We start from the raw sequence: 22,830 nt of genomic DNA, 5'->3' as shown, positions 1-22,830 counted from the left end.
TCGCCCCCTCTTCTCCCACCCGCACCACCCGGCCTCGGCACACGACACCCGAAAACGGACAACCCCTCAGGAGGATCGACATGGCACGGCGCAAAGGCCTGTTCGCCACGCTGCGCGAGGCGTGGCGCACCTGGCGCAGGAACCGGTACGACGACGGCTTCGACGAGGAACCGGAGACCACCGGCTCCGACGACGGGGAGGGGGCCGCTTCCCAGCCCCGCCGCAGGAAGGTTTTCGTGCAGTCCCCGCCCCCGGAGACACCGCTCGCCATGGCGGCGCGGGACGACGTCTTCTCCTACGAGGTGTTCCCGACGTTCCAGTGGAACAGCTCGGCGATGTCCCGGGAGACGCTGAAGGAACGCGTCGTCCACCACGAGGCGACCGCGCGTGAGGAACTGCTCCGGGTCGGCTGGTCGGCCGCCCGCGACTGCGACCCGGCCGACCCGGTCGCAGCCGAGAGCGCGATCAACAAGAAACTGTCGATCGACGGCAACTGGTGCTTCGACGACACCGAGGGCCTCATCCGCTGCACGCCCTCGGTCCGGGTCCGGGTCGACCCCGCCCTGCGCGAACACGTGCTGCCGCACCGCCTGCACGAGCTGACGCTCCGCGAGACGCAGCGCCTGGGCCTGATCAGGGCGGAGCGGGCACGGGAGCTCACCGAGGCCTGGCTTGAGGTGATCAGCGAGCTGGAGCTGATCGGCGAACTCGACGCCCATCAGAGGCGCCTGCTGGTCCCGTTCGCGGCCACCCTGGCCGACCAGGACTTCCGCAAGGTGATGGAGGGACTGCGCAGGCAGCGCCGTACGAGCGTCGACGCGCTGATCACGACACTGGAGGGGGCACGCGGCGCCCACCAGGAGGCCGGGCTGTTCGAGTTCGCGGACGCCTACGACAAGGCGATCAGCGCGTTCCGCCGGGAGATGGGGCTCAGCGAGTCCTCCTTGATCGAGGACGCCATTGCGCCCGAAGGACCGGCCCGATGAGCGCCGCACGCGGTGCCCGGCAGCGGCACCCCGACGATTGCGCGGCCCTGCCCGCCCGGCCGCGGGCGCCGTACCGCCGTGGCCGCCGGCTGTCCGCCGCCGTCGCGGTGGTGGGGGTCCTGACGGCCGCCGCCGCGCTGACCGGCTGCGAGGAGGAGGACGAGAGAGCCGGGTGCGCCTGGACGAAGACCCAGGCGCCCACCGCGGCCGCCGGCAGCACCGTCGTCCTCGTCGACGGTTCGGCGTCCGTGCACGTCAAGAAGGCCGGTGCCCGGGGCCCCGACTACGGGCTGACGATCAAGGACCTGCTCGCCAAGGGGGACGAGCAGGGGGAGACCGTCTCCATAGGCACCTTCGGCGGACCCGCGGGTGACGTCGTGTGGACGGTGCAGGACCGGCCCGGCGACTGGAAGGAGAGCAACGACAACCCGCGCAACCAGGAGCTGAACCGCCAGGCCGCGAACGGCTGTCTCCGCGACGACCTCGCCACCGCCCAGCGGACACCGCCCGTGGACGGGGGCACCGACGTCCTCGCCGCGCTGACGGCGGGGGCCGAGTTGCTCAGCGGTGCCGAGGGAGAGCGGCGGTTGCTCGTGCTCAGTGACGGCCTGTCCACCGCGGGCTGCGCCGATCTGCGGGGAGCGCGGTTCGGCTCGCCGCAGGACCTCAAGTCCATCGTCTCGGTGTGCGCCGCGCAGGGGGAGTTCAGCGAGCTTCCCCCGCTGTCCGGGGTGAAGGTCACCTTCGTGGGCCTGGGGCACTCCGCGGGCGGCCAGCCCTCGGCCGACCCGACGCAGCGCCGCTGGCTGCGAAAGCTGTGGACCACGCTGTGCGAGCGGGCCGGCGGCACGTGCGACGCCCGGGACGCCTCCGTCACGGCGGACTCCCCCACCCCGGCCCGGCCGGGTTCCCCGGGCGAGCCGGTGGTGCGCTACGGGACCAGCCGCTCACGCACGATCACGCTGCCGGGCGCCGCCCTGTTCGACACCGACTCGCCGCGGCTGCGGCAGGCGGCCGGCGGCACGCTCGCCGACGTCGCCGCGACCGCACGCACCACCCCGGCCCTGGACCGGGTCGTGGTCAGCGGCTACGTCGACCCGCGCGGCGGCACCGGCAACGACCGCGAGCTGTCCCAGGACCGTGCGGACGCGGTGCGGGAGGTCCTCGTCGACCACGGGGTGCCCGCCTCCCGGGTGACCGCGCGGGGCCGAGGCCGGTCACCGGGCTGTCCCGAGACGGAGGACAAGCCCGCCGACGACATGACCCGGGAGCAGCGGTTGCAGTGCGACCGCCGCGTGGACATCGAGATCATCCGGAAGTGAGGCGAGGCACCGCCATGAAAGTGAACGGCAGCAACGGTTCGCAGCACGGGGGCGCCCGCGAGGCGCCGATACCCTGCCCCAAGTCGTTCCTCCCCCTGGTGGGTCCCGGCGTGCCGGGGCCCGCCGAGAGGCCGGCCGATCCGGTGGACAGCCGGGAGCGCGCCGTGCTGATGAGGGCCTTCGCGCAGGCCAACACAGGCTTGGCCAAGGCCCAGAGGCACCTCGGGGACCTGGGCACGGTCATGGTGGAGACGTTCCAGTCGGCGCTGACCGCGATCGACGCCGTGGAACGCTTCACCATCGGCCGGACCGCGGACGAGGCCCGGAGCCGGGTCGGCGTGGTACGGGCCCGGCACTCCGCGGACGGGCCGGAGGGCCTGCGCCGCAGCCGGAAGCCGTGGTCGTGGCTCCAGTGGGTGATGCTGGGGCTGAGCGGCCTGTTCGACCTGCCCTTCGTAGGCCAGGCCACGGCACAGGCCCTGAGCGTCGGCCCGGGTGACCTGTGGCAGAACGTGGTCTACGGCCTCTCCTTCCTCGTCGCCCTCGGGGTGTCCACCCTCCAGTTCGCGCTGAGCTGCTGGCTGGCGAGATCGCTGTTCCGGCTGCGGGTCCGCGCCGCTCACCGGACCGAGCGGGTGCGGCGGGCTCCGTGGCCCGCCCTGCGGCACGCGCTGCGGCTGGACGGCCCCCGCACCGAGACCCGGCGACCGGACGACCTGCCCTGGTCGGCACCGGTGCTTCCGGTCCTCGCCAACCTGCTGCTCCTCGGGCTGGTCGCCACGACCGCCTACACGCGGGCGGACCAGAGCAACCCGCTGGCGTTCGACACGGCCGGCACGGTGATGGCGATGTTCCTCATCGTCTCGCTCGGCCTCGCCACGTCGGCGACGGCCGTCCTCGCGCACAACCCGTACGCCGAGGCCCACAAGTCGGCGGCGGCCACGGCGTCGGACGCCGAGGAGAGCGCGGACCGGCTGGTGTCCGAGGCGAGGCAGCGGCTCGTCGCGCACAGCACCTCCTGGCACCGGCTGCGCTCCGCTCTGGAACAGGCGGAGGCCGACGCGCACCGCGCCGTGGACGACGCCTGCGTCCTGATCGTCGAGGAGCGGGCCGACAGCGGCGTCGCCGGCAGCCTGGAGCTGCCGTTGCGCGGCTACGCGTGGCCGGTCGGCCCGGGCCGGGACCCGGCGGGGGCCGACGGCAGGTCCGGTCTGCCACGCCTGCGGCTGGAGATCCTGGAACACGGCGACGGACTGCTGGACCGGTACGCCCCGGATCTGCTGGAGAACTGGCTGGAGGACACCGTCGACGAGCTGAACGCGCAGTTCGCGCAGCCGGACACCGAACCTCCGGCGCCCCCGGCACCCGAGGAAGCGCCCGGCGACCACGCGACGGGGGGAAACCCGCCCGGCCCGGACCAGGCACAGCCCGGAACCCGGGCGACAGAGGAAGCAGCGACGGAGCCGGACGGCGGGCGGTTCCGGCGGGACACGGCGGCCGAGCCGGACCGGACACCACCCGCAACCCGGGCGACGGACGAAGCCGCGCCCGAGCCGGACCGGACACCACCCGCAACCGGGGCGACAGGGGAAGACCCGCCCGGGCCGGACGAGGCGCCCTCCGCATGAGCGGCGGCCCGGTCCTCGACGAACAGCGCCTCAAGCACCTTGAGCTGCTCCAAAGCGTGATCGCCCGGCTCGGCAACAACTCGTTCCTGATCAAGGGCTGGTGCATCACGCTGAGCGGCGTGCTCGTCGCGGTCGCGGACCGGAGCCCGGGCCGCGAGACGATCCCCGTGGCCCTGGCCCTCGCCGTCGGCTTCTGGCTGCTCGACGGCTACTACCTCAGACAGGAGCGCCTCTTCCGCGCCCTCTACGAGAGGGTCGTCGGCGACGGGGACGACCCGCCGCCCCCGTTCACCATGGACGCCGAGCGCTACGGCGGCCCGGTGTCCTGGTTCGCCGTGCTGCTGTCCCGGCCGACGCTGTTCTGCTACGGCGTGCTGGCCGCCGCCAACTGCCTGCTGCTCGTCTTCACGCACTGACACACCGGCCCCTCCGGCCGACTCACCCTCAACCGCTGACGCACACCGCGGCCCCTCCGGCCGGTTCGTCCTCCCCGGCTGACGCACACCGCGGCCCCCGCCGGCTCACCGGCCGGCCGGGCGGACCGACCAGGGCCGCCGGTCCGGGCCCGGTCGGCGGGTGCCGCCCGCGGCCCGCGGCGTCCAGGGCAGCGAAAGGCCGTCGCCATGGTGTCTGGGCACCAGGTGGACGTGCAGGTGCGGCACCGTCTGCGTGGCGGCGGCGCCCCGCGACGTGATGACGTTGCAGTCGCCCATCTCACCGGCGAGTTCCGCGACGCGCCGCATCGTCGCCGCGGACACCAGCGGGTCCGCCGCCACGTCCGGGACGTGCGTCTTGGGCAGGACCAGCACATGCCCCGCCGTGACGCCCCCGCCCTGGGGCAGGATCGCCAGCGCGTCGGGCCAGTCGCGCAGCACCTCGGCGGGTGCCAGCCCCCGCACGATCCGGCAGAACGGGCACGAGCCCCCGACGCGCGGTCCGCCCGCGTCCGGCTCCTCGGGAAGATCGTGATCCTCTGCGGCCCGGTGCATGGTCCCCTCCAGAGTGCGGACGCGGCGGCTGTTCCCCGTCACCGTACGGTCGGCGTGACAAAGCCGGGCCGGGGGTCGGCCACGGTGCCGGACGTGCCTCGGCCCTTCGGCCTATCGGCGGCGTTTCACCACCGGCCGCGGGGAAGCCCTGGTCTCATGAGATTCCTCGTGTACGACCGGCTCCTCGGTTTCGGTGACGACTACTGGATCGAGGACGACCGCGGCAGCAAGGTGTTCCTCGTCGACGGCAAGGCCCTGCGGCTGCGGGACACCTGGGAGTTGAAGGACCCCCACGGGCGCGTCCTCGTCGACATCCACCAGAAGATGCTCGCCCTGCGCGACACCATGGTGCTCCAGCGCGGCGGGGAGCCGCTGGCGACGATCCGCAGGAAACGGTTGTCCCTGCTGCGCAACCACTACCGGGTGTCCCTGGCCGACGGCAACGAGCTGGACGTCAGCGGAAAGATCCTGGACCGGGAGTTCGCCGTCGAGTACGACGGCGAACTGCTGGCCGTGATCTCCCGGCGATGGCTGACCCTGCGGGACACCTACGGCGTGGACGTCGTCCGCGAGGACGCGGATCCGGCGCTGCTGATCGCGGTGGCCGTGTGTGTGATCCACCTGGCGGAGAAGGAACGGGAGGACTGAGAGCGCCGGTCAGGGCCTGCGCAGCGGCTGAAGCCCAGCAGCCGGTCAGGGCCTGCGCGGCGGCTGGAGCCCCAGCAACCGGTCCTTCAGCGCCGGGAACTGCTCGCGGGTGGTGGCGACCTTCCCCGGGTCGAACTCCACCGTGAGGACCTCCTCGCCGGCACCGGCCTGCGCCAGCACCTCACCCCACGGGTCCACCACGATCGAGTGACCGGCCTGGGGAACTCCGGCATGCGTCCCGGCCGTTGCGCAGGCGAGCAGGAACGACTGGTTCTCCACGGCCCGTGCCTGGGCGAGCAGCGTCCAGTGGGAGCGGCGGCGCTCCGGCCAGCCCGCCGACACCACGAGCGTCTCGGCACCGGCGTCCACGAGACCGCGGAAGAGTTCGGGGAAGCGGAGGTCGTAGCAGGTGGACAGGCCCAGGGTCGTCTCGGGCAGACGCACCGTCACCAGCTCGGTGCCCGCGCCCATCAGCACGGCCTCGCCCTTGTCGAAGCCGAAGCGGTGGATCTTGCGGTAGGCGGCGGCCAGATCGCCGGAGGGGGAGAAGACGAGGGAGGTGTTGTAGAGCGGCCCGTCCGGATCCCGCTCCGGGATGGAACCCGCGTGCAGCCACACGCCCGCGTCGCTCGCGGCCTTCGCCATCGCCTCGTGCGTCGGCCCCTCGAGCGGCTCGGCCTCGCGCCCGAACTCCTCGTAGGCGAAGGCACCCGTGGTCCACAGCTCCGGCAGGACGACGAGATCGGCTCCGGCCTGCTCCCGGACCAGCGCCGTCACACGTCGGCGGCGCGCTTCGACCGATTCGTCCTCGTTCACGGCAATCTGGATCACAGAGGCGCGCACACTACCACCGTCCTGGCATTCGAGCCGTCCACACGGGCCTACGATCGTCACACGAAAGCACTGCCGGGGTGCCTCACAGCAGCGTAACTTAGCTCGCGAGACGCCCGCCGACAGCCGCCACCTCCCACTGGCAACGCCGCCACCACCTGCCCGTGACCGAACCGCCGAGGGGTCCCGTTCCGTGAGTCTGCATCCCGCCCTCCAGCCCTACGCCGACGCCTGGACCCACTCCATCGACGCGATATCCGAGTTGGTGCAGCCGCTCCCGGAGGCCGAGTGGAACCGGCGGACGCCGTGCCCCGGGTGGTCGGTGCGGGACGTGGTCTCCCATGTCATCGGTCTGGACTGCGAGATGCTCGGCGACCCGCGGCCCATCCACAGCCTGCCGCGCGACCTCTTCCACGTCACCAACGAGCACCAGCGTTACATGGAGATGCAGGTCGACGTCCGCCGCCATCACACGGCACCGGAGATGACCTCCGAGCTGGAGTACGTGATCATCCGCCGCAACCGGCAGCTGCGGAACGAGTCGCGTGACCCGGGTACGAAGGTGCGGGGGCCGCTCGGCAGCGAGCTCACCCTGGAGGAGTCGATGCGGCGGCACGCGTTCGACGTGTGGGTGCACGAGCAGGATCTGCGCACGGCGCTCGGCCGCCCCGGCGACCTCGACTCCCCCGGCGCGCTGGTCGCCCGTGACGTGCTTCTCGGGGAGCTCCCGCGCGTGGTGGCCGAGGGCGCTCAGGCCCCGCGCAGCTCGGCGATCGTCTTCGACGTGCACGGACCCGTCGAGTTCCTGCGCACGATCCGCGTCGACATCCAGGGCCGCGGCACCCTGGAGACGGCCCCGGCACTCGGCCCCGCCGCCACGCTCACCCTCGACTGGGAGACGTACGTCCGCCTGGCCTGCGGCCGTGTGACCCCGGAGTCGGTCTCCGACCGCCTGAAGACGGAGGGCGACCCGGAACTGGCGGCGGCGATCCTGAGGCACTTCGCGGTGACGCAGTAAGAGCCGACCACGGGCACCCCACCCGTCAACTGCGAGCACCCCACCCCGCCCAACTGCGAGCACCCACCCCGCCCCGCTGCGGGCACCCGCTGCGGGCACCCCACCCCGCCCAACTGCGGGCACCCACCCCGCCCCGCTGCGGGCACTCCACCCTGCCCAACTGCGGGCACCTCCCCCCCCAGCTGCGGGCATGCGTGCCGCCAGGGGCGGCACGGGTGGGCGCAGCGGCACCCCGGTACGCCGGGCTGCGGACCCACCCGGCCCCGGCAGCAACAGCCCAGGGCCCCGAAAACCCCATGACCCGGCCCCACCCCCGCCCGTAGCGTCCCCTGGCATGACCTCACCCCACCGCACCCGCCTCACCTTCCACGGCCCGCTGTCCGAGACCCGGGCGGACGCCCTCGTGCGACGCCTCACCCGCCACCGCCCCACCACGGTCCTGGACATCGGCTGCGGCTCGGGCGAACTGATGCTCCGCGTCCTGGCCACCGCGCCGGAGGCGACCGGCACCGGCGTCGACCTCGACGCCGACGACCTGGCGCGCGGGCGGAGGGCCGCCGAAGAGCGCGGCCTCGCGCCCCGGGTCCGATTCCTGGAGGAGTCCGCCACCGGCACCACCCGGGGCCCCGCCGACCTCGTGCTGTGCGTGGGGTCGAGCCAGGCCCTCGGCGACCGGCTCCCCGAGGTGCTCGGGGAACTCCGCCGCCTGGTCACCGACCGCGGCCGCGTCCTGCTCGGCGAGGGCTTCTGGGAGCGCACCCCCACCCCCGACGAGCTGTCGCGGATGTGGCCGGACGCCGCGGCCACCGACCACCCCGACCTCGCGACGCTCATCGGCCTGGCGGTCGAGGCGGGGTTCAGGCCCGAGTGGACGGAGACCGCGAGCCTCGACGAATGGGAGGAGTTCGAGTCGGGATACCTAGCGGACACCGAGGTGTGGCTCGCCGAGCACCCCCGTCATCCCCTGGCGGACGAGACACGGCAGCGCCTTGACCGGCACCGCGCCCGGTGGCTCGCCTACCGCGGCGTCCTCGGCCTCGCCTACCTCACCCTCGTGCCAACCGCCTGACGAACCTCCCGCCGGCCAACCACCTGACGAACCTCCCGCCGGCCGATCACCTGCCGAACCTCACGCCGGCACGTGCACCGTCTCCACCCGGCTCGCCACCAGCCGCTCCCGCTCCCGACGTTGCGCCCGCCCGCGCAGCCGCAGGATCTGGGAGACGCCGAGCGCCTGGAGCACGAACACCACCGAAAAGGCCAGGGAGTAGTCGTCGCCGGTGGCGTCCAGGAGGACGCCGATCGCGAGCAGCGTGGTCATGGAGGCCACGAAGCCGCCCATGTTGGTGATGCCGGAGGCGGTGCCCTGCCGTTCGGGCGGGTTGGCCGGGCGGGCGAAGTCGAAGCCGATCATCGACGCCGGTCCGCACGCCCCGAGCACCGTGCACAGCACGATCAGCAGCCACATCGGGGCGTGCGGGCCGGGGTAGGCGAGGGTGGCCGCCCACAGGGCCGCCGTCGCACCGACCGTGCCGAGCGCGAGCGGCAGCCGGGCCTCGTGGTGCCGCGCGACGATCTGGCCGTAGACCAGGCCCACCACCATGTTCGACAGCACGACGAGGGTGAGCAGTTCACCGGCCACCGCCCGGGACAGCCCCTGCGCCTCGACCAGGAACGGCAGCCCCCACAGCAGCAGGAACACCATCGCCGGGAACTGGGTGGTGAAGTGCACCCAGAGGCCGAGCCGCGTCCCGGGCTCCCGCCAGGAGGCGGCGATCTGACGCCGCACGTAGGCCGCGCCCTGGTGCGGAAGCGGCTCGGGCTCCTGGCCCTCCGGGTGGTCCTTGAGGAACAGCAGCACCAGGACGAGCACCACGGCCCCGGCGGCCGCGCTGCCCGCGAACGCCGCCGTCCAGCCGATGCCGTGCAGCAGCCGGGCCAGCACGAGCGTGGAGACGAGGTTGCCGGCCATGCCGACCAGTCCCGCGAACTGGGCGACCAGCGGCCCGCGCCGGGCCGGGAACCAGCGGCTGCCCAGGCGCAGCACGCTGATGAACGTCAGCGCGTCACCGCAGCCGAGCAGCGCCCGGGAGGCGAGCGCCGTGCCGTACGACGGGGAGAAGGCGAAGCCCAGTTGCCCGGCGGTGAACAGCACCGCGCCGAGCGCCAGCACCTTCTTGGTGCCGAGCCGGTCGACCAGCAGGCCGACGGGGATCTGCATGCCCGCGTAGACCAGCAGCTGGAGGATGGAGAAGGTGGAGAGGGCCGAGGCGTTGACGTGGAAGCGGTCGGCGGCGTCGAGGCCGGCCACGCCCAGGGACGTGCGGAAGATGACCGCGACGAAGTAGACCGAGACGCCCGTGCCCCACACGGCCAGCGCCCTGCGCCCACCCGGCGGCTCACCGGGTATCGCGGTGGTGCTCATCGGACCTCTCCCCGGGCCAGGTGCGAGAACCAGCCGATGTGCCGCCGGACGAGACCGACGGCCGTCTCCGCGTCGTCGGAGCGCAGCGCGTCGAGGATCTCCCCGTGCTCGGCGAGCGTCTTCGCGAGGCGGTCGGGGTGGGAGTGCATGATGGCGACGCCCATCCGGAGCTGACGGTCGCGCAGCTGGTCGTAGAGGCGGGAGAGGATCTCGTTGCCGCCGCTGCGGACGATCTCGGCGTGGAAGCAGCGGTCGGTGACGGCGGCGCCGGCGTAGTCGCCGGCGGCGGCCTGCTGCTTCTGCCGGGCCAGCAGCTCCTCCAAACGCTCGATGAGCCCGGCGGGCGCGGGCACGGCCTTGCGCGCCGCGTGCTCCTCGACGAGCAGCCGGGTCTCGATGACGTCGGCGATCTCCTGTGCCGAGACGGGCAGGACGAGTGCGCCCTTCTTCGGGTAGAGCCGGATGAGTCCCTCGGCCTCCAGCCGGAGCAGCGCCTCGCGGACCGGCGTGCGCGACACTCCGACGGCTTCGGCGAGCTCGCCCTCGGTGAGGAGGGCCCCGCCCTCGTACCGGCGCTCCAGGACGCCCTGTTTGACATGGGCGTAGACGCGGTCGGCGGCGGGCGGTTGCTTCACGGCCAGGGTCATGCGGACAGCATAGATACAACAGGTACGCATGGAGGGATACGTCCAGTATGCGGACTTGAATGTCACACATCCGTGGCAAAGGGGGGATCCCCCTCGGCAACAGCACAACCACGTGTGCTAGTTACGAGTCAGACACGTGCGGCCCCTTTCCCCTCGTCCTCAACTCGGCCGCACCGTTGAGGCATTCGACGCAATTGGGGTACTTCACTTGATAACCGGCATTAAGGGCACTCGTCTCCGCAGAGCCGCGGCCGTCGCCGTCACCACCGGCGCCATGCTCGCGACCGGTGCCCTCACCGTCGCGCCGGCGCAGGCCGCCTCGGCGCCCTCCATCGCCGCCAAGGGCGGCTATGTGATGAACAACGCGACCGGCAAGTCCCTGTACACCAAGGCGGCCGACACGCGCCGCTCGACCGGCTCGACCACCAAGATCATGACCGCGCTGGTGGTGCTGAAGCAGTCGAACCTGAACCTGGACAGCAAGGTCACGATCCAGAAGGCGTACAGCGACTACATCGTCGACAACAACTACGCGTCCAACGCGAAGCTGATCGTCGGTGACAAGGTCACCGTCCGCCAGCTGCTGTACGGGCTGATGCTCCCGTCCGGCTGCGACGCGGCGTACGCGCTCGCCGACAAGTTCGGCGCGGGCTCGACCCGCGCGGCGCGCGTGAAGTCGTTCATCGGCAAGATGAACACCACCGCCCAGAACCTGGGTCTGAAGAACACCCACTTCGACTCGTTCGACGGCATCGGCCACGGCGCCAACTACTCCACGCCGCGCGACCTCACCAAGCTCGCCAGCGCGGCGATGAAGAACTCCTCGTTCCGCACGGTCGTCAAGACCAAGAAGTACACGGCGAAGACGACCACCAGGTCCGGCGGTACGCGGACGATGGCGCCGTGGGAGAACACCAACCCGCTGCTCGGCAGCTACAGCGGTGCGATCGGCGTGAAGACCGGCTCCGGCCCGGAGGCGAAGTACTGCCTGGTCTTCGCCGCCACCCGCAGCGGCAAGACGGTCATCGGCACGGTCCTCGCCTCGACCGGCCTGGACGCCCGCAAGGCGGACGCGACGAAGCTGCTCAACTACGGCTTCACCAGGTAGGACGGCACGAGCAAGACAACGCAGGGGGCTCCGCCGCACACCGCGGCGGAGCCCCCTTCGTCATACGCCGTCTTCGTCATACGCCGTCTTCGTCATACGCCGTCTTCGTCATACGGCAGTCCCCGTCAAGGCAGCCCCCGTCATACGGCTGTCCCCGTCCTACGGCAATCCCCGTCATACGGAGGTCATGCCGCGGTGCGCTGTCGGCGCTCCAGCGCCCGGGCCGCCTTGCGCCGGACGCCCGACAGCACGTTCACCGGGGTTCCCGCACCGGCCCCCGGCTCCAGCTGCCAGCCGCGGATCCGCGCCGCGACCCGGACCAGCCGCTGGTCGTCCGGGCGTACGTCGATGCCGAACAGCGACTCGTCGGGCGTACGGTCGTCGCCGCCCCAGCGGACCACGCCGTCGAGCTCGGCGAGAATGTCGCGGATCACGACCTCCTGCTGCGGGAAGAAGCCGCCCCGGGCGCCGCGCGGGTAGAAGCCGGGCCGGATCCGCACGGCCGTGCCGGACGCCAGGTTGGACTCGGGCCGGCTCCTGGCGAGGCCGGCCGGGTCGTGCCATCCGACGACGTCACCCCGGCGCAACGGGTCGACCTCGTAGTGGAACCGGCGCACCAGGTGGACGAGGACGGTCTCCACGTCGCCCATGCGCACGGCGACGCCCGTGAGCGGGGTGCCGGGAACGGGGCGGGTGTAGACGGTGCCGCCGTCGTCGGCGACGTTCTCCATCTCCCAGCCGTTGTGGGAGCGCGAGCCGGCCAGCACGCGCCGGGTCCGGTCCTGCGCGCTGCGCAGGGCGTCCCGTACGCGGGCCGGGATGGGGTTGTGCGCGTCCGCGTACGCCTGGGACAGGAACTGGGACAGGGGCAGGGCGGCGACGCCCACGGCACCGCCGACGGCGGCGATCCGGCCGAGCAACGCACGGCGGGACAGGACACGGCGGTGCCCGGTGCCGGGCACCGGTGATCTGCGGGGCATGCGGGGGAGGTTGAGCTTCAACGGAGTCTCTTCCTGACGTTCTCGGCGCACACGCGCTCAGGCGTTGCGGAGGATGCTGTTGTACTTCTCGAAGATCTGGTAGACGGCCAGGCTCTGGTGCGTCTGGGAGTCCACGTCGGGGTCCCAGGCCCGGTAGCGGCGCAGGAGTTCGGTGATCTCGAACTCGACGAGGTCGAGGCGCATGGACCGCGGGGTGGTGACGCGGTCGCCCGGAGGCAGTTGCCCGCCGGGCCTGCCGCGGGTGCCCCACAGGTGGATCAGGGCCGCGGTGCGCACGCTGAACGCGTTGTCCTTGTTCAGCTGCTGCCACACGGTCCACAGGTCGGCGTCCTTGGCCGGGTCGCGGTGGTCGCCGGTGGCCAGACCCCAGCCGATGCAGTGGTTCCAGGCCTGGATGGCGTCGGCAGCGCTGATCTCGCCGATGCCCGTGTGCGAGTCCCTGACCGGGCCCGAGCCGGTGAGGTGGTGGTCGGCGACCTGCTGGTCGGCGGACTGGGCGGCGAGGTCGTAGTCGCGCAGGGACCAGTAGAGAGCCGTCTGGATCAGCGCCTTGCGCATCGAGTACGTCGTCGACAGCTCCGTGATCAGCCCGTCCTGGTCCTGGATCGCCGCGACCGCCTGCGCGTTGGTGTAGAGCCGCGCGTCGCCGCCGACGCCGCCCGTGTCCGGCCGGCCGATCGAGCGCATGTAGCGCGCGAGGTCGGCCCGCAGCGCCGGCACCTGACGCGCGTCGAAGGCGACGTCGGGGACGGCGGGCCGCGGCCGGTCGAACGCGCCCTGCCCGGTGTCCCGCCCCGAGGCGATGTCGGCGTCGGTCTCCAACTGCCCGTCCCCGGAGCCGAGGGTGCGGACGACGAACTGGTCATAGGCCCAGTCCCCGGGCAGCGGGTGCCCGGCGTTGCCTTCGAAGCCCGCGGACATGCCGGCGACGAAACTCGCCGTCGAGTAGCCGGCCGCGCCGACCCGTGCGCACACGTTGCGGGAGCCGTAGACCCCGATCTCGTACGGGTGGCCGGAGTCCGCCATCGCCTCCTTGACGCCCTTGAAGTGGGGCAGGACGTTCGCGGTGATCTCGGCGTCGACCGCGTCGAAGTCGACGGCGAAGAAGATCCTGGTGCCCCGCCGGAAGCCGTGGTCGCGGGCGGCGTTGACCGCCGCGTACCCGGCGGTCCGCCCGGCGACGTAGTCGAAGTCCGAGGCGTCGTTGTTGACGGTCTGGTAGATCGGGAAGCAGCGCAGGCCCTGCTGGGCGAAGGTGTCCAGCTCACCCGGCTGGATGGCCTTCTCCGGAAGGGAGGTGGCACTCGGGTTGGTGAGGTAGCGGCCGACGTACGCGATCCCGGCCGCCTTGAGCGACGCCGCCCGGGCCGGGGTGACCCGGGCGACGGTGTCGCAGGCCTTGGCGGGGCGGGACTGGTCGCCGAAGGAGGCCAGCAGGGAGGCGAAGGTGGCGAAGTCGCCGTCGCCCGTGGCCGGGAGCGCCACGAAGGTCTGGAAGGCCCGGACGGCAGCGGCGAGGGAGGAGTCGAAGGTGTCGGTGAGGGCGGCGGGACGCCGGTTCAGGACCATCCCGGCGGAGAAGAGCTGGACGAAGACGCCCTTGTCCCCCTGGGCCACGGGATGTGACTTCAGTCCCGACTGGGTGCCGGGCCCGAAGTTGCCGTTGGCGGTGCCGTCCGCCATGCCCAGCTCGTACTGCACGCCGAAGAGCAGCGCCTTGGCGGTGTCCCGGGACACGAGCCCGTCGCAGGCGATGACGAAGAAGTCCTGCCGGTTCACGTAGCGGCCGTTGAGCCACTGCTGGACGGCCCGCGCCTGTCCGGTGCCCGAGGCGCCGGGGACGTAGGAGTCCATCGTCAGCAGCGCCTTGAAGACCTTGGGCGTCAAGGCGGCCCCGGGGTAGGCCTGTGCCACGCCCATGTCGGTCTTGAGCCGGGTGACGGCCTCCTGCACCCGGGTGCCGTACGTGCCGTCGAGGTCGCCGCCGTCGTAGCCCTTGCAGTACAGGCCGGCCTGGATGATGCGGCAGAAGTCGGGCGAGGGGGCGGTGTCGGCGTCGAGCTTCGGGTACTTGGCGGTCAGGGTGCTGAGCGTGGTGGGGCCGAAGTTGTCGGAGAACGCCGTGATGCCCAACTCGTACTGCAGGGCGCGGGTCAGGGCGTACAGGGTCGGCCAGTCGGCCTCGCCGGTCTCCTGCACGGTCGTGCCGGTACGGCCGCCGTAGACGGAGTTCACGAATCTCTGGGCCTTGAGCACCATCGCATCGCGCATGGGGGGTTCACTCGCTTTCGAGGGAGTGACCGCGCCCGTCGCAGCCCGGAACCGGACTCCCCCGGGACGCCGGGCGAGTGGTCGATCTCGTGGTGAGGTTGATCGTATGTCCGGATAAACCGCTTACTGTGCGGTTCTCGGGTGGGTTCCAGGAGATTGTTGTGATCGTCGGAGAACCTCTGGTTCACCTCCGTACAGACGCCGGCGGCCCCCCGCCCGAAAGGGGCAGGGGGCCGCCGCAGTCGGCTCACGCCCAGGTGATCAGGCGCTTCGGCTGCTCCAGGATCGCCGCCACGTCGGCCAGGACCTTCGAGCCCAGCTCGCCGTCGACCAGGCGGTGGTCGAAGGACAGGGCCAGGGTGGTGACCTGACGGGGCTTCACCTTGCCCTTGTGGACCCACGGCTGCGGCTTGATCGCACCGACCGCGAGGATGGCGGACTCGCCCGGGTTGAGGATCGGCGTGCCCGTGTCGACGCCGAAGACGCCGACGTTGGTGATCGTCACCGTGCCGCCCTGCATCGCCGCCGGGGACGTCTTTCCGTCCCTGGCCGTCGCCACCAGCTCGCCCAGCGACTGGGCCAGCTGCGGCAGCGTCTGGGCGTGGGCGTCCTTGATGTTCGGCACGATCAGGCCCCGCGGGGTCGCGGCCGCGATGCCCAGGTTCACGTAGTGCTTGACCACGATCTCCTGGGCGGCCTCGTCCCAGGACGCGTTGACGTCCGGGTTGCGCCGGATCGCGACCAGCAGCGCCTTGGAGATCAGCAGCAGCGGGTTCACCCGCAGACCCGCGAACTCCTTGTCGGCCTTCAGCTCCTCGACCAGCTTCATCGTGCGCGTCACGTCGACCGTCACGAACTCCGTGACGTGCGGCGCGGTGAACGCCGAGCCGACCATCGCCGCCGCCGTCGCCTTGCGGACACCCTTGACCGGGATACGGGTCTCCCGCGTGGTGTCGTACGACGCCGGAGCCTGGGCCACGGCGGGGGCGGGCGCGACCTGCGGCTCGGGGGCCGCCGGTACGGCGGCGGCGACCGCCGCGTGCACGTCCTCGCGGGTGATGATGCCGTCCGGGCCGGTCGGGACGACCGTCGTCAGGTCGACGCCCAGGTCCTTGGCGAGTTTGCGGACGGGCGGCTTGGCCAGCGGGCGCTCCCCGCCCGCCGGAGCGGCCGGAGCCGCCGGGGCGGGCGCTGCGGGAGCGGGCGCTGCGGGTGCCGCAGGCGCGTGGCCGTTCAGCTCCGTCTGGATCGCCGTCGAGACCTGCGGGACCGGGACCTCCGGGCCCTTGCGGGGGCGGCGGCGGGTGGACGAGGCCGCCACCCCGTACCCCACCAGGACCGGCTGGCGGCCCGAGCCCGCCGCCTTCGGCTCCTCGGCGGGAGCCGCTGCCGCGGGCTGCGCGGCGGCCGGCTGTTCGGCGGCGGGCGCGGGTGCGGCGCTGCCGCCGCCCACGTCCACCGAGATGATCGCCGTGCCCACGTCGACCGTGGTGCCCTCGGGGAAGTGCAGGTCCCGGACCACGCCGTCGTACGGGATGGGCAGCTCGACGGCCGCCTTCGCCGTCTCGACCTCGCAGACCACCTGGCCGTCGGTGACCGTGTCGCCGGGCTGGACGTACCACTTGAGGATCTCGGCCTCGGTGAGTCCCTCGCCCACGTCGGGCATCTTGAACTCGCGCACGGACGCTTCCGTCATCGTCGTCACGACCCTCTCCTCAGTACGCCAGCGAGCGGTCGACGGCGTCCAGTACCCGGTCCAGGTTCGGCAGGTACTCCTCCTCCAGGCGGGCCGGCGGGTACGGCGCGTGGTAGCCGCCGACCCGGAGCACCGGGGCCTCCAGGTGGTAGAAGCAGCGCTCCGTGATCCGCGCGGCGATCTCCGCGCCCGACCCGAAGAACACCGGGGCCTCGTGGACGACGACCAGGCGGCGGGTCTTCTCCACCGACGCCTGGATCGAGTCGAAGTCGAGCGGGGAGACCGAGCGCAGGTCCAGGACCTCCAGGTTCTTGCCCTCCTCGGCGGCGGCGTCGGCCACCTCCTGACAGAGCTTCACCATCGGGCCGTAGGCGGCCAGGGTCAGGTCGGTGCCCTCGCGGACCACCTGGGCCTTGTGCAGCGGGCCAGGGATCGCCTCCGCGTTGACCTCGCCCTTGTCCCAGTAGCGGCGCTTGGGCTCGAAGAAGATCACCGGGTCGTCACTCTGGATGGCCTGCTGCATCATCCAGTACGCGTCCGACGCGTTCGACGGGCTGACCACCTTCAGGCCCGCCACGTGCGCGAAGAGCGACTCGGGGGACTCCGAGTGGTGCTCGACCGCGCCGATGCCGCCGCCGTAGGGGATGCGCACGACGACCGGGAGCTTGACCTTGCCCAGCGAGCGGGCGTGCATCTTCGCGAGCTGCGTGACGATCTGGTCGTACGCCGGGAAGACGAAGCCGTCGAACTGGATCTCCACCACCGGGCGGTAGCCGCGCAGGGCCAGGCCGATCGCCGTGCCGACGATGCCCGACTCGGCGAGCGGGGTGTCGATGACGCGGCTCTCGCCGAAGTCCTTCTGCAGGCCGTCCGTCACCCGGAAGACGCCGCCGAGCTTGCCGACGTCCTCGCCCATGATCAGGACCTTGGGGTCGGACTCCAGGGCGTGGCGCAGCGACTCGTTGATCGCCTTGGCCAGTGCCATCTTGTCGGCCATCTCAGTTACCCCCCTCGTCGGCGAACGACGCCTGGTACGCGGCGAACTGGGCGCGCTCCTCGTCGACGAGCGCGTGTCCGTCCGCATAGGCGTTCTCGAAGATCGCGAAGTGGTCCGGGTCCGGCATGGAACGGACCGCCTCGCGCACTCGTTTGCCCAACGCCTCGGACTCGGTCTCCAGTTCCGCGAAGAAACCCTCGTCCGCGTGGTTTGAGGCCTCCAGGTACCGGCGAAGGCGCAGGATCGGGTCCTTGGCCTCCCAGGCCTGGCGCTCCTCGTCGCCCCGGTAGCGGGTCGGGTCGTCGGAGGTGGTGTGGGCGCCCATGCGGTAGGTGAACGCCTCGACGAGGGTCGGGCCCTCGCCGGTGCGGGCCCGCTCCAGGGCCCACCGGGTGACCGCGAGGACACCGAGCACGTCGTTGCCGTCCACCCGGACGCCCGGGAAGCCGAAGCCCTGGGCGCGCTGGTAGATCGGCACGCGGGACTGCTTCTCGGTCGGCTCGGAGATGGCCCACTGGTTGTTCTGGCAGAAGAACACGACCGGGGCGTTGTACACCGCGGAGAAGGTGAAGGACTCGGCCACGTCGCCCTGGCTGGAGGCGCCGTCGCCGAAGTAGGCGATCACCGCGCTGTCGGCGCCGTCCTTGGCGACGCCCATCGCGTAGCCGGTGGCGTGCAGCGTCTGGGAGCCGATGACGATCGTGTACAGCTGGAAGTTGTTGCTGTTGGGGTCCCAGCCGCCGTTGTTCACACCGCGGAACATCCCGAGCAGGTTGGCCGGGTCGACGCCGCGGCACCAGGCCACGCCGTGCTCGCGGTAGGTCGGGAAGACGTAGTCGTCGTCCCGGGTGGCCCGGCCGGACCCGATCTGGGCGGCCTCCTGGCCGAGCAGCGACGCCCACAGGCCCAGCTCTCCCTGGCGCTGCAGGGAGGTGGCCTCGGCGTCGAAGCGGCGGGTGAGCACCATGTCGCGGTAGAGGCCGCGGAGCTCTTCCGGAGTGATACCGGCGACGTACTTGTCGTACTCGGCGTTCTTGACGCGCTTGCCCTCGGGCGTCAGCAGCTGCACGAGCTGGGGCTCGGTGCTCTTGGCGTCCTTCTTGGCAGGCGTGCGGGTGGTGCGCTTGGTGCCGGTGGTGCCGGCCTTGCTTCCGGCGCTGCGTCGCGGTGTGCGCGCGGCAGTGCTCTCCACGGTCACGTGTGCTCCTCCGTCGGTCCGGGCCACGGGGTTGCCGGTAGGCCTGGGGGTCCCCCCTGCTCTTTTGAGCTTGGGGGAGCGGCTCACCTGTTCTCGACACCGGGGCACGGGGTGGGTGCCGCTCGGCCGGGAACAGGCGTGACAGGTGCCCCGGCGAGCGCCCTGCAGAAAGCACGTTACCCAGTGCGCCACATTTCTGTGAAACCCCACCTGACCTGCGATTTTGCTTGGATATCCAAGTAAATCGGGAAGGCTGGGAAGGGGCCCTGGTCACAGCCTTGCAGGAGGCCGGAGCAACCGCACGTTAACCCGGTGACCCAGGTCACGGGAAGAGTCCTCTTTTCGGCGTGCCCGAAACGGCCCGCGCGCGTGGGCCCCGTCCCCGGGTCCCACGCGCGCGTGAATCGTGCTGCTGAGCAGCGGGATCAGCCTTCGCCGCCGCCCGCGCCCCCCACGATGCCCTCCGTGGTGCCGCCACCGTCGGCGCCGCCCGTGTCGTCGGTCGGGGTGCCCGGGTCCGTGGGCTCCTCGTCCGTCGGTTCGCCGGTCGGCTCCGCGCTGGTCGGGTTGTCCGTCGGCTCGCCGGTGGGCGATGCGGGAGCACTCTGCGACAGCGTGGGGGACGGCTTGTAGGTCGGCGTCCAGTTGCCGTTGCCCGAGCCGGTGCCGGTTCCCGTGTCCGTCTCCGTGTCGGTCGGCTCGCCGGTGTCGTCGTCGCTCGGGGTCTCGCTGGGCGTTTCCTTCTCTTTGGTCTGCGAGGTGGTCGGCTTCTGCTCCTTGCTCGGGCCGTCCTTGTCGCCGCCGGTGTTCTGCAGCGCCAGGGCGACGCCCGCGGCGATGGCGATCACCGCGAGCACGGCGAGGATCCAGAGCTTGCCGCGGCCGCTGCCCTTGTTGCCGTGGCCCTCGAAGCCGCCTTCGTCCCCGCCGCCGTAACCGCCGGGCAGGATCTGCGAGGGGATCTGCGCGGTGCCGGAGACGTCCCCGGGGTGTCCCATCACGGCCGTCGCACCGGCGAAGCCGCCCGCCGGGGTGTTCCGGCCCTCGTGCGTGTCGACCGGGCCGGTGTTCCAGGTGCCGGTGTGGCCGCCCTGGTCGTAGAGCATCTGGAGCGCGTACTGGACCAGCCCGCGCATCTCCTCCGCCGTCTGGAAGCGGTCGTCGGGCTCCTTGGCCAGGGAGCGCATGACCAGGCCGTCCAGCTCCGGCGGGCAGGCGTCGGAGGTCTGGGACGGCGGCGTGGGGATGTCCTGGACGTGCTGGTAGACCACGGACAGCGGGGTCTCGCCGGTGAAGGGCGGGCGCAGCGCGAGGAGTTCGTAGAGCAGGCAGCCCGTGGCGTAGAGGTCGGAACGGTGGTCGACGGCCTTGCCGAGCGCCTGCTCGGGGGAGAGGTACTGCGGGGTGCCCATGACCATGCCGGTCTGCGTCATCGTCGTGGACGCGCCGTGCAGGGCGCGGGCGATGCCGAAGTCCATCACCTTCACCGCACCGTTGTGCGTGATGATGACGTTGGCGGGCTTGATGTCGCGGTGCACGATGCCGTGCTGGTGCGAGTAGGCGAGCGCCTCCAGGACGCCCGAGACGATGATCAGCGCCTGCTCGGGACCGGGCGCCTCCGCGTTGAGCAGGAGGTCGCGGATGGTGCGGCCCTCGACGATCTCCATGACGATGTACGGCACGGACTGGCCGCCGACGAAGTCCTCGCCGGAGTCGTACACGGCGACGATCGAGTGGTGGTTGAGACCGGCCACCGACTGGGCCTCGCGCGTGAAGCGCGCCTTGGAGACCGGGTCCTCGGCGAGGTCGGAGCGGAGCAGCTTGACCGCGACGGTGCGTCCGAGACGGACGTCCTCGGCTGCGAACACCTCGGCCATGCCGCCCCGGCCGAGTCTGCGGGTCAGCCGGTACCGGCCGTCCCCGACCAGTCCGCCGTTCCCCCAGGACTCCGGCGCCTCCGACATGCCGCCGCCAGTGCCCTCGGGGTCGGACGGGCCCTGAGCGCGCTGCTGCTGTGCCATCAGTCCTCGCCGTCGTTTCTGCCCGCGGTGCGCGCGGTGTTGTTACGGTCTCCGTCGGCCACGCTACAGCCTCCGCGCAAGCCTCCGGCCCGAGAAGGGGCCCCGGGACCGGCACGAGACGGACCGGCCATGAAACCTTCACTCCTTACCGTCGTGCAAATTCTGTGTCCCGCCCGTACGCCCCCGGTAACGCTTCCGCGACGCTTCTTTCGCGTACGGTCACGGAACGGGCACCGAGCTTGACGTGTCGGTGCCCTGGGGCAGACTTGGCCGGGAATGGCGGTTTGGATCAACGACGGATCCGCGGCGGATCAGCGCAAGTCGGCGGCGCCTCAAGGGCTACGGGGGAAACGGAACATGAGCCAGGACGGCGCACAGGGCCAGTACGCGGGACGGGCGCTCGCCGGTGGCCGCTATCAGCTGCGTGACCTCCTCGGCCAGGGCGGCATGGCCTCGGTGCACCTCGCGTACGACAGCGTGCTCGACCGGCAGGTCGCGATCAAGACACTTCACACGGATCTCGGACGGGAACAGGCCTTCCGCGAGCGGTTCCGCCGTGAGGCCCAGGCCGTGGCCAAGCTCACGCACACCAACATCGTGTCGGTCTTCGACACCGGCGAGGACACCCTCGACGGCATGACGACGCCGTACATCGTCATGGAGTACGTCGAGGGCCGCCCGCTCGGCTCGGTCCTCGACGAGGACGTGCGGCAGCAGGGCGCGATGCCCGCCGACAAGGCGCTGAAGATCACGGCGGACGTGCTGGCCGCGCTGGAGATCAGCCACGAGATGGGCCTGGTCCACCGCGACATCAAGCCGGGCAACGTGATGATGACCAAGCGCGCCGTGGTCAAGGTGATGGACTTCGGCATCGCGCGCGCCATGCAGTCCGGTGTGACGTCGATGACGCAGACCGGCATGGTCGTCGGAACCCCGCAGTACCTCTCGCCGGAGCAGGCCCTCGGCCGCGGTGTGGACGCCCGCTCCGACCTGTACTCGGTCGGCATCATGCTGTTCCAACTGGTCACCGGGCGGTTGCCGTTCGAGGCGGACTCACCGCTGGCCATCGCGTACGCGCACGTCCAGGAGGAACCGCCGGTTCCGTCCTCGGTCAACCGCTCCCTGCCCCCGGCCGTGGACGCGCTGATCGCCCGCGCGCTGAAGAAGAACCCGAACGAGCGCTTCCCCAGCGCCGAGGCCATGCGCGACGAGTGCCTGCGGGTGGCGGCCTCCTTCCAGGCCGCGCCGCCGAGCATCGTCCCGGGCTCCCAGGCCCCCAGCGGCGCGGGCGTCGGCTCGGCCGTGTTCCCGCCGGTCGACCAGGCGACCCCGGCGCCCTCGGGCCAGGTGCAGACGCCGTACCAGCCGACCCCGCCCCCGAACCCGTACGGCACGCCCGCCCCGACGGGGCCGAACCCGGCGTACGGCTATCCGCAGCAGGGCGGTTACCAGACGCCCTCACCGGCGGGGTACTCCCCGCAGCCCGGCCCGTCGACGCCGCCGCCGTACAACCTGTCGCCCCAGACCGCGGCCACCTCCTCCGGCGGCGGCCGGAACAACAAGCCGGTGATCATCGGCTCGGTCATCGTGTCCGTCGTCGCCGTCGGCGGTCTCGTCACGGCGCTGCTGCTGAACGGCGGCGGCGAGGACGACAAGGGCGGCGGCAACCCGAGCGCCTCGGCCTCCGCGGAGAAGAAGCCCGGCTACCGCGGCCCGGACACCTCGAAGACGATCGACACCGAGGAGTGCACGGAGCCGCGGGAGTCGTACAACGACCCCGACAAGATCCAGGTCCCGGACTTCAAGTTCAAGGACATCAAGTCGGTCAAGGCCTGTCTCCAGGCGGCCGGCTGGGAACTGAACGAGAAGAAGGTCGACGAGAACACCTACGGCGACGGCACGGTCATGAACCAGTTCCCGTCCGCCGACACCGACGTCGACCCCCAGGACATGCCCGAGATCGAACTCAGCGTCTCGACGGGCAACCCGCCCTCCTGAGGTCCCCCGATGCGCGGAAGGGCCCGGCGGCTTCGGCCGCCGGGCC

At 71.8% G+C, this 22,830-nt stretch carries 19 protein-coding genes; 9 read left to right on the top strand and 10 right to left on the bottom strand.

Translation table 11 applies throughout. From position 1 onward, the window contains the following. The first annotated feature begins 80 nt into the window (after nucleotides 1–80). Genes FDO69_RS08970 through FDO69_RS08955 form a run of 4 tightly spaced genes read left to right on the top strand, consistent with a single transcriptional unit; the run spans nucleotide 81 to nucleotide 4,352 of the window. On the top strand, nucleotides 81–986 hold the full coding sequence (locus tag FDO69_RS08970; RefSeq protein WP_104779199.1) for a hypothetical protein: 906 nt from the start codon (nucleotides 81–83) through the stop codon (nucleotides 984–986). After that, nucleotides 983–2,308 carry an OmpA family protein gene (locus FDO69_RS08965; RefSeq protein WP_104779198.1) on the top strand — a complete coding sequence of 442 codons (1,326 nt, stop codon included), beginning with the start codon at nucleotides 983–985 and terminating at the stop codon, nucleotides 2,306–2,308. The genes FDO69_RS08970 and FDO69_RS08965 overlap by 4 nt, the downstream gene beginning before the upstream one ends. Next, the gene (locus tag FDO69_RS08960; RefSeq protein WP_138430076.1) at nucleotides 2,305–3,936 is read left to right on the top strand and encodes an ATP synthase subunit B family protein; all 1,632 of its coding nucleotides are present in this window, start codon (nucleotides 2,305–2,307) and stop codon (nucleotides 3,934–3,936) included. Before FDO69_RS08965 ends, FDO69_RS08960 begins: the two co-directional genes overlap by 4 nt. Next, nucleotides 3,933–4,352 carry a hypothetical protein gene (locus tag FDO69_RS08955; protein ID WP_104779196.1) on the top strand — a complete coding sequence of 140 codons (420 nt, stop codon included), beginning with the start codon at nucleotides 3,933–3,935 and terminating at the stop codon, nucleotides 4,350–4,352. Before FDO69_RS08960 ends, FDO69_RS08955 begins: the two co-directional genes overlap by 4 nt. A 105-nt stretch (nucleotides 4,353–4,457) precedes the next feature. On the opposite strand, the gene FDO69_RS08945 is transcribed toward FDO69_RS08955, so the two are convergent. Then, a complete protein-coding gene (locus FDO69_RS08945; RefSeq protein ID WP_104779194.1) occupies nucleotides 4,458–4,925 on the bottom strand; it encodes an HIT family protein in 468 nt (155 codons plus the stop codon). 156 nt (nucleotides 4,926–5,081) lie between these two features. Between FDO69_RS08945 and FDO69_RS08940 the strand changes: the two genes are divergently transcribed. Next, nucleotides 5,082–5,573, top strand: a complete 492-nt coding sequence (locus tag FDO69_RS08940; protein ID WP_104779193.1) for an LURP-one-related/scramblase family protein — start codon at nucleotides 5,082–5,084, stop codon at nucleotides 5,571–5,573. A gap of 45 nt (nucleotides 5,574–5,618) precedes the next feature. Here the strand turns inward: FDO69_RS08940 and FDO69_RS08935 are convergent, their stop codons facing one another. Beyond that, nucleotides 5,619–6,416 (bottom strand): carbon-nitrogen family hydrolase, encoded by a 798-nt coding sequence (locus tag FDO69_RS08935; RefSeq protein WP_104779192.1) that lies wholly within the window; start codon nucleotides 6,414–6,416, stop codon nucleotides 5,619–5,621. 181 nt (nucleotides 6,417–6,597) lie between these two features. On the opposite strand from FDO69_RS08935, the gene FDO69_RS08930 reads away from it, so the two are divergent. Both FDO69_RS08930 and FDO69_RS08925 read left to right on the top strand, forming a co-directional pair. Continuing rightward, nucleotides 6,598–7,422 carry a maleylpyruvate isomerase family mycothiol-dependent enzyme gene (locus FDO69_RS08930; protein WP_104779191.1) on the top strand — a complete coding sequence of 275 codons (825 nt, stop codon included), beginning with the start codon at nucleotides 6,598–6,600 and terminating at the stop codon, nucleotides 7,420–7,422. A 334-nt stretch (nucleotides 7,423–7,756) separates the two neighbouring features. Then, complete coding sequence (locus FDO69_RS08925; protein WP_104779190.1) at nucleotides 7,757–8,491, top strand: SAM-dependent methyltransferase; 735 nt, start codon at nucleotides 7,757–7,759, stop codon at nucleotides 8,489–8,491. A 60-nt stretch (nucleotides 8,492–8,551) separates the two neighbouring features. Here the strand turns inward: FDO69_RS08925 and FDO69_RS08920 are convergent, their stop codons facing one another. Next, on the bottom strand, nucleotides 8,552–9,847 hold the full coding sequence (locus tag FDO69_RS08920) for an MFS transporter (protein ID WP_104779189.1): 1,296 nt from the start codon (nucleotides 9,845–9,847) through the stop codon (nucleotides 8,552–8,554). Next, a complete protein-coding gene (locus tag FDO69_RS08915) occupies nucleotides 9,844–10,494 on the bottom strand; it encodes a GntR family transcriptional regulator (protein WP_104779188.1) in 651 nt (216 codons plus the stop codon). The genes FDO69_RS08920 and FDO69_RS08915 overlap by 4 nt, the downstream gene beginning before the upstream one ends. Before the next feature lie 208 nt (nucleotides 10,495–10,702). Between FDO69_RS08915 and FDO69_RS08910 the strand changes: the two genes are divergently transcribed. Continuing rightward, the gene (locus tag FDO69_RS08910; protein WP_104779187.1) at nucleotides 10,703–11,602 is read left to right on the top strand and encodes a D-alanyl-D-alanine carboxypeptidase family protein; all 900 of its coding nucleotides are present in this window, start codon (nucleotides 10,703–10,705) and stop codon (nucleotides 11,600–11,602) included. Between the two features lie 185 nt (nucleotides 11,603–11,787). Here FDO69_RS08910 and FDO69_RS08905 read toward each other — a convergent pair whose 3' ends face one another. From FDO69_RS08905 to FDO69_RS08880, 6 genes are all read right to left on the bottom strand, one after another. Beyond that, a complete protein-coding gene (locus FDO69_RS08905) occupies nucleotides 11,788–12,582 on the bottom strand; it encodes a hypothetical protein (RefSeq protein WP_104779287.1) in 795 nt (264 codons plus the stop codon). Between the two features lie 57 nt (nucleotides 12,583–12,639). Further along, nucleotides 12,640–14,874: a glycoside hydrolase domain-containing protein gene (locus tag FDO69_RS08900; protein ID WP_104779186.1), complete on the bottom strand. Its 2,235-nt coding sequence runs from the start codon at nucleotides 14,872–14,874 to the stop codon at nucleotides 12,640–12,642. Between the two features lie 247 nt (nucleotides 14,875–15,121). Then, entirely contained in the window at nucleotides 15,122–16,579 is a 1,458-nt protein-coding gene (locus tag FDO69_RS08895) for a dihydrolipoamide acetyltransferase family protein (protein WP_104779185.1), read from the bottom strand. 10 nt (nucleotides 16,580–16,589) lie between these two features. Next, complete coding sequence (locus FDO69_RS08890; RefSeq protein WP_104779184.1) at nucleotides 16,590–17,567, bottom strand: alpha-ketoacid dehydrogenase subunit beta; 978 nt, start codon at nucleotides 17,565–17,567, stop codon at nucleotides 16,590–16,592. Between the two features lies 1 nt (nucleotide 17,568). Then, nucleotides 17,569–18,765: a pyruvate dehydrogenase (acetyl-transferring) E1 component subunit alpha gene (gene pdhA, locus FDO69_RS08885; RefSeq protein WP_104779183.1), complete on the bottom strand. Its 1,197-nt coding sequence runs from the start codon at nucleotides 18,763–18,765 to the stop codon at nucleotides 17,569–17,571. A gap of 425 nt (nucleotides 18,766–19,190) precedes the next feature. After that, nucleotides 19,191–20,786, bottom strand: coding sequence for a protein kinase domain-containing protein (locus tag FDO69_RS08880; RefSeq protein ID WP_104779182.1), 1,596 nt, complete (start codon nucleotides 20,784–20,786; stop codon nucleotides 19,191–19,193). A 357-nt stretch (nucleotides 20,787–21,143) separates the two neighbouring features. Here FDO69_RS08880 and FDO69_RS08875 point away from each other — a divergent pair, with 357 nt between their 5' ends. Next, nucleotides 21,144–22,784: a protein kinase domain-containing protein gene (locus FDO69_RS08875; protein WP_104779181.1), complete on the top strand. Its 1,641-nt coding sequence runs from the start codon at nucleotides 21,144–21,146 to the stop codon at nucleotides 22,782–22,784. The last annotated feature ends 46 nt before the right edge of the window (nucleotides 22,785–22,830 follow it).

This window comes from Streptomyces tibetensis (assembly GCF_007655005.1).
GTDB lineage: Bacteria > Actinomycetota > Actinomycetes > Streptomycetales > Streptomycetaceae > Streptomyces > Streptomyces tibetensis.
Note: the sequence above shows the minus strand (reverse complement) of the source record. Positions and strands in the feature narration are given on the sequence as shown.

What these genes read in the sequence shown, in the direction of transcription:
- FDO69_RS08970 (WP_104779199.1), top strand. Translation starts at nt 81, where the DNA reads ATGGCACGGCGCAAAGGCCTGTTCGCCACGCTGCGCGAGGCGTGGCGC.
- FDO69_RS08965 (WP_104779198.1), top strand. Translation starts at nt 983, where the DNA reads ATGAGCGCCGCACGCGGTGCCCGGCAGCGGCACCCCGACGATTGCGCG.
- FDO69_RS08955 (WP_104779196.1), top strand. Translation starts at nt 3,933, where the DNA reads ATGAGCGGCGGCCCGGTCCTCGACGAACAGCGCCTCAAGCACCTTGAG.
- FDO69_RS08945 (WP_104779194.1), bottom strand. Translation starts at nt 4,925, where the DNA reads ATGCACCGGGCCGCAGAGGATCACGATCTTCCCGAGGAGCCGGACGCG.
- FDO69_RS08940 (WP_104779193.1), top strand. Translation starts at nt 5,082, where the DNA reads ATGAGATTCCTCGTGTACGACCGGCTCCTCGGTTTCGGTGACGACTAC.
- FDO69_RS08925 (WP_104779190.1), top strand. Translation starts at nt 7,757, where the DNA reads ATGACCTCACCCCACCGCACCCGCCTCACCTTCCACGGCCCGCTGTCC.
- FDO69_RS08920 (WP_104779189.1), bottom strand. Translation starts at nt 9,847, where the DNA reads ATGAGCACCACCGCGATACCCGGTGAGCCGCCGGGTGGGCGCAGGGCG.
- FDO69_RS08915 (WP_104779188.1), bottom strand. Translation starts at nt 10,494, where the DNA reads ATGACCCTGGCCGTGAAGCAACCGCCCGCCGCCGACCGCGTCTACGCC.
- FDO69_RS08905 (WP_104779287.1), bottom strand. Translation starts at nt 12,582, where the DNA reads ATGCCCCGCAGATCACCGGTGCCCGGCACCGGGCACCGCCGTGTCCTG.
- FDO69_RS08900 (WP_104779186.1), bottom strand. Translation starts at nt 14,874, where the DNA reads ATGCGCGATGCGATGGTGCTCAAGGCCCAGAGATTCGTGAACTCCGTC.
- FDO69_RS08890 (WP_104779184.1), bottom strand. Translation starts at nt 17,567, where the DNA reads ATGGCCGACAAGATGGCACTGGCCAAGGCGATCAACGAGTCGCTGCGC.
- FDO69_RS08880 (WP_104779182.1), bottom strand. Translation starts at nt 20,786, where the DNA reads ATGGCACAGCAGCAGCGCGCTCAGGGCCCGTCCGACCCCGAGGGCACT.
- FDO69_RS08875 (WP_104779181.1), top strand. Translation starts at nt 21,144, where the DNA reads ATGAGCCAGGACGGCGCACAGGGCCAGTACGCGGGACGGGCGCTCGCC.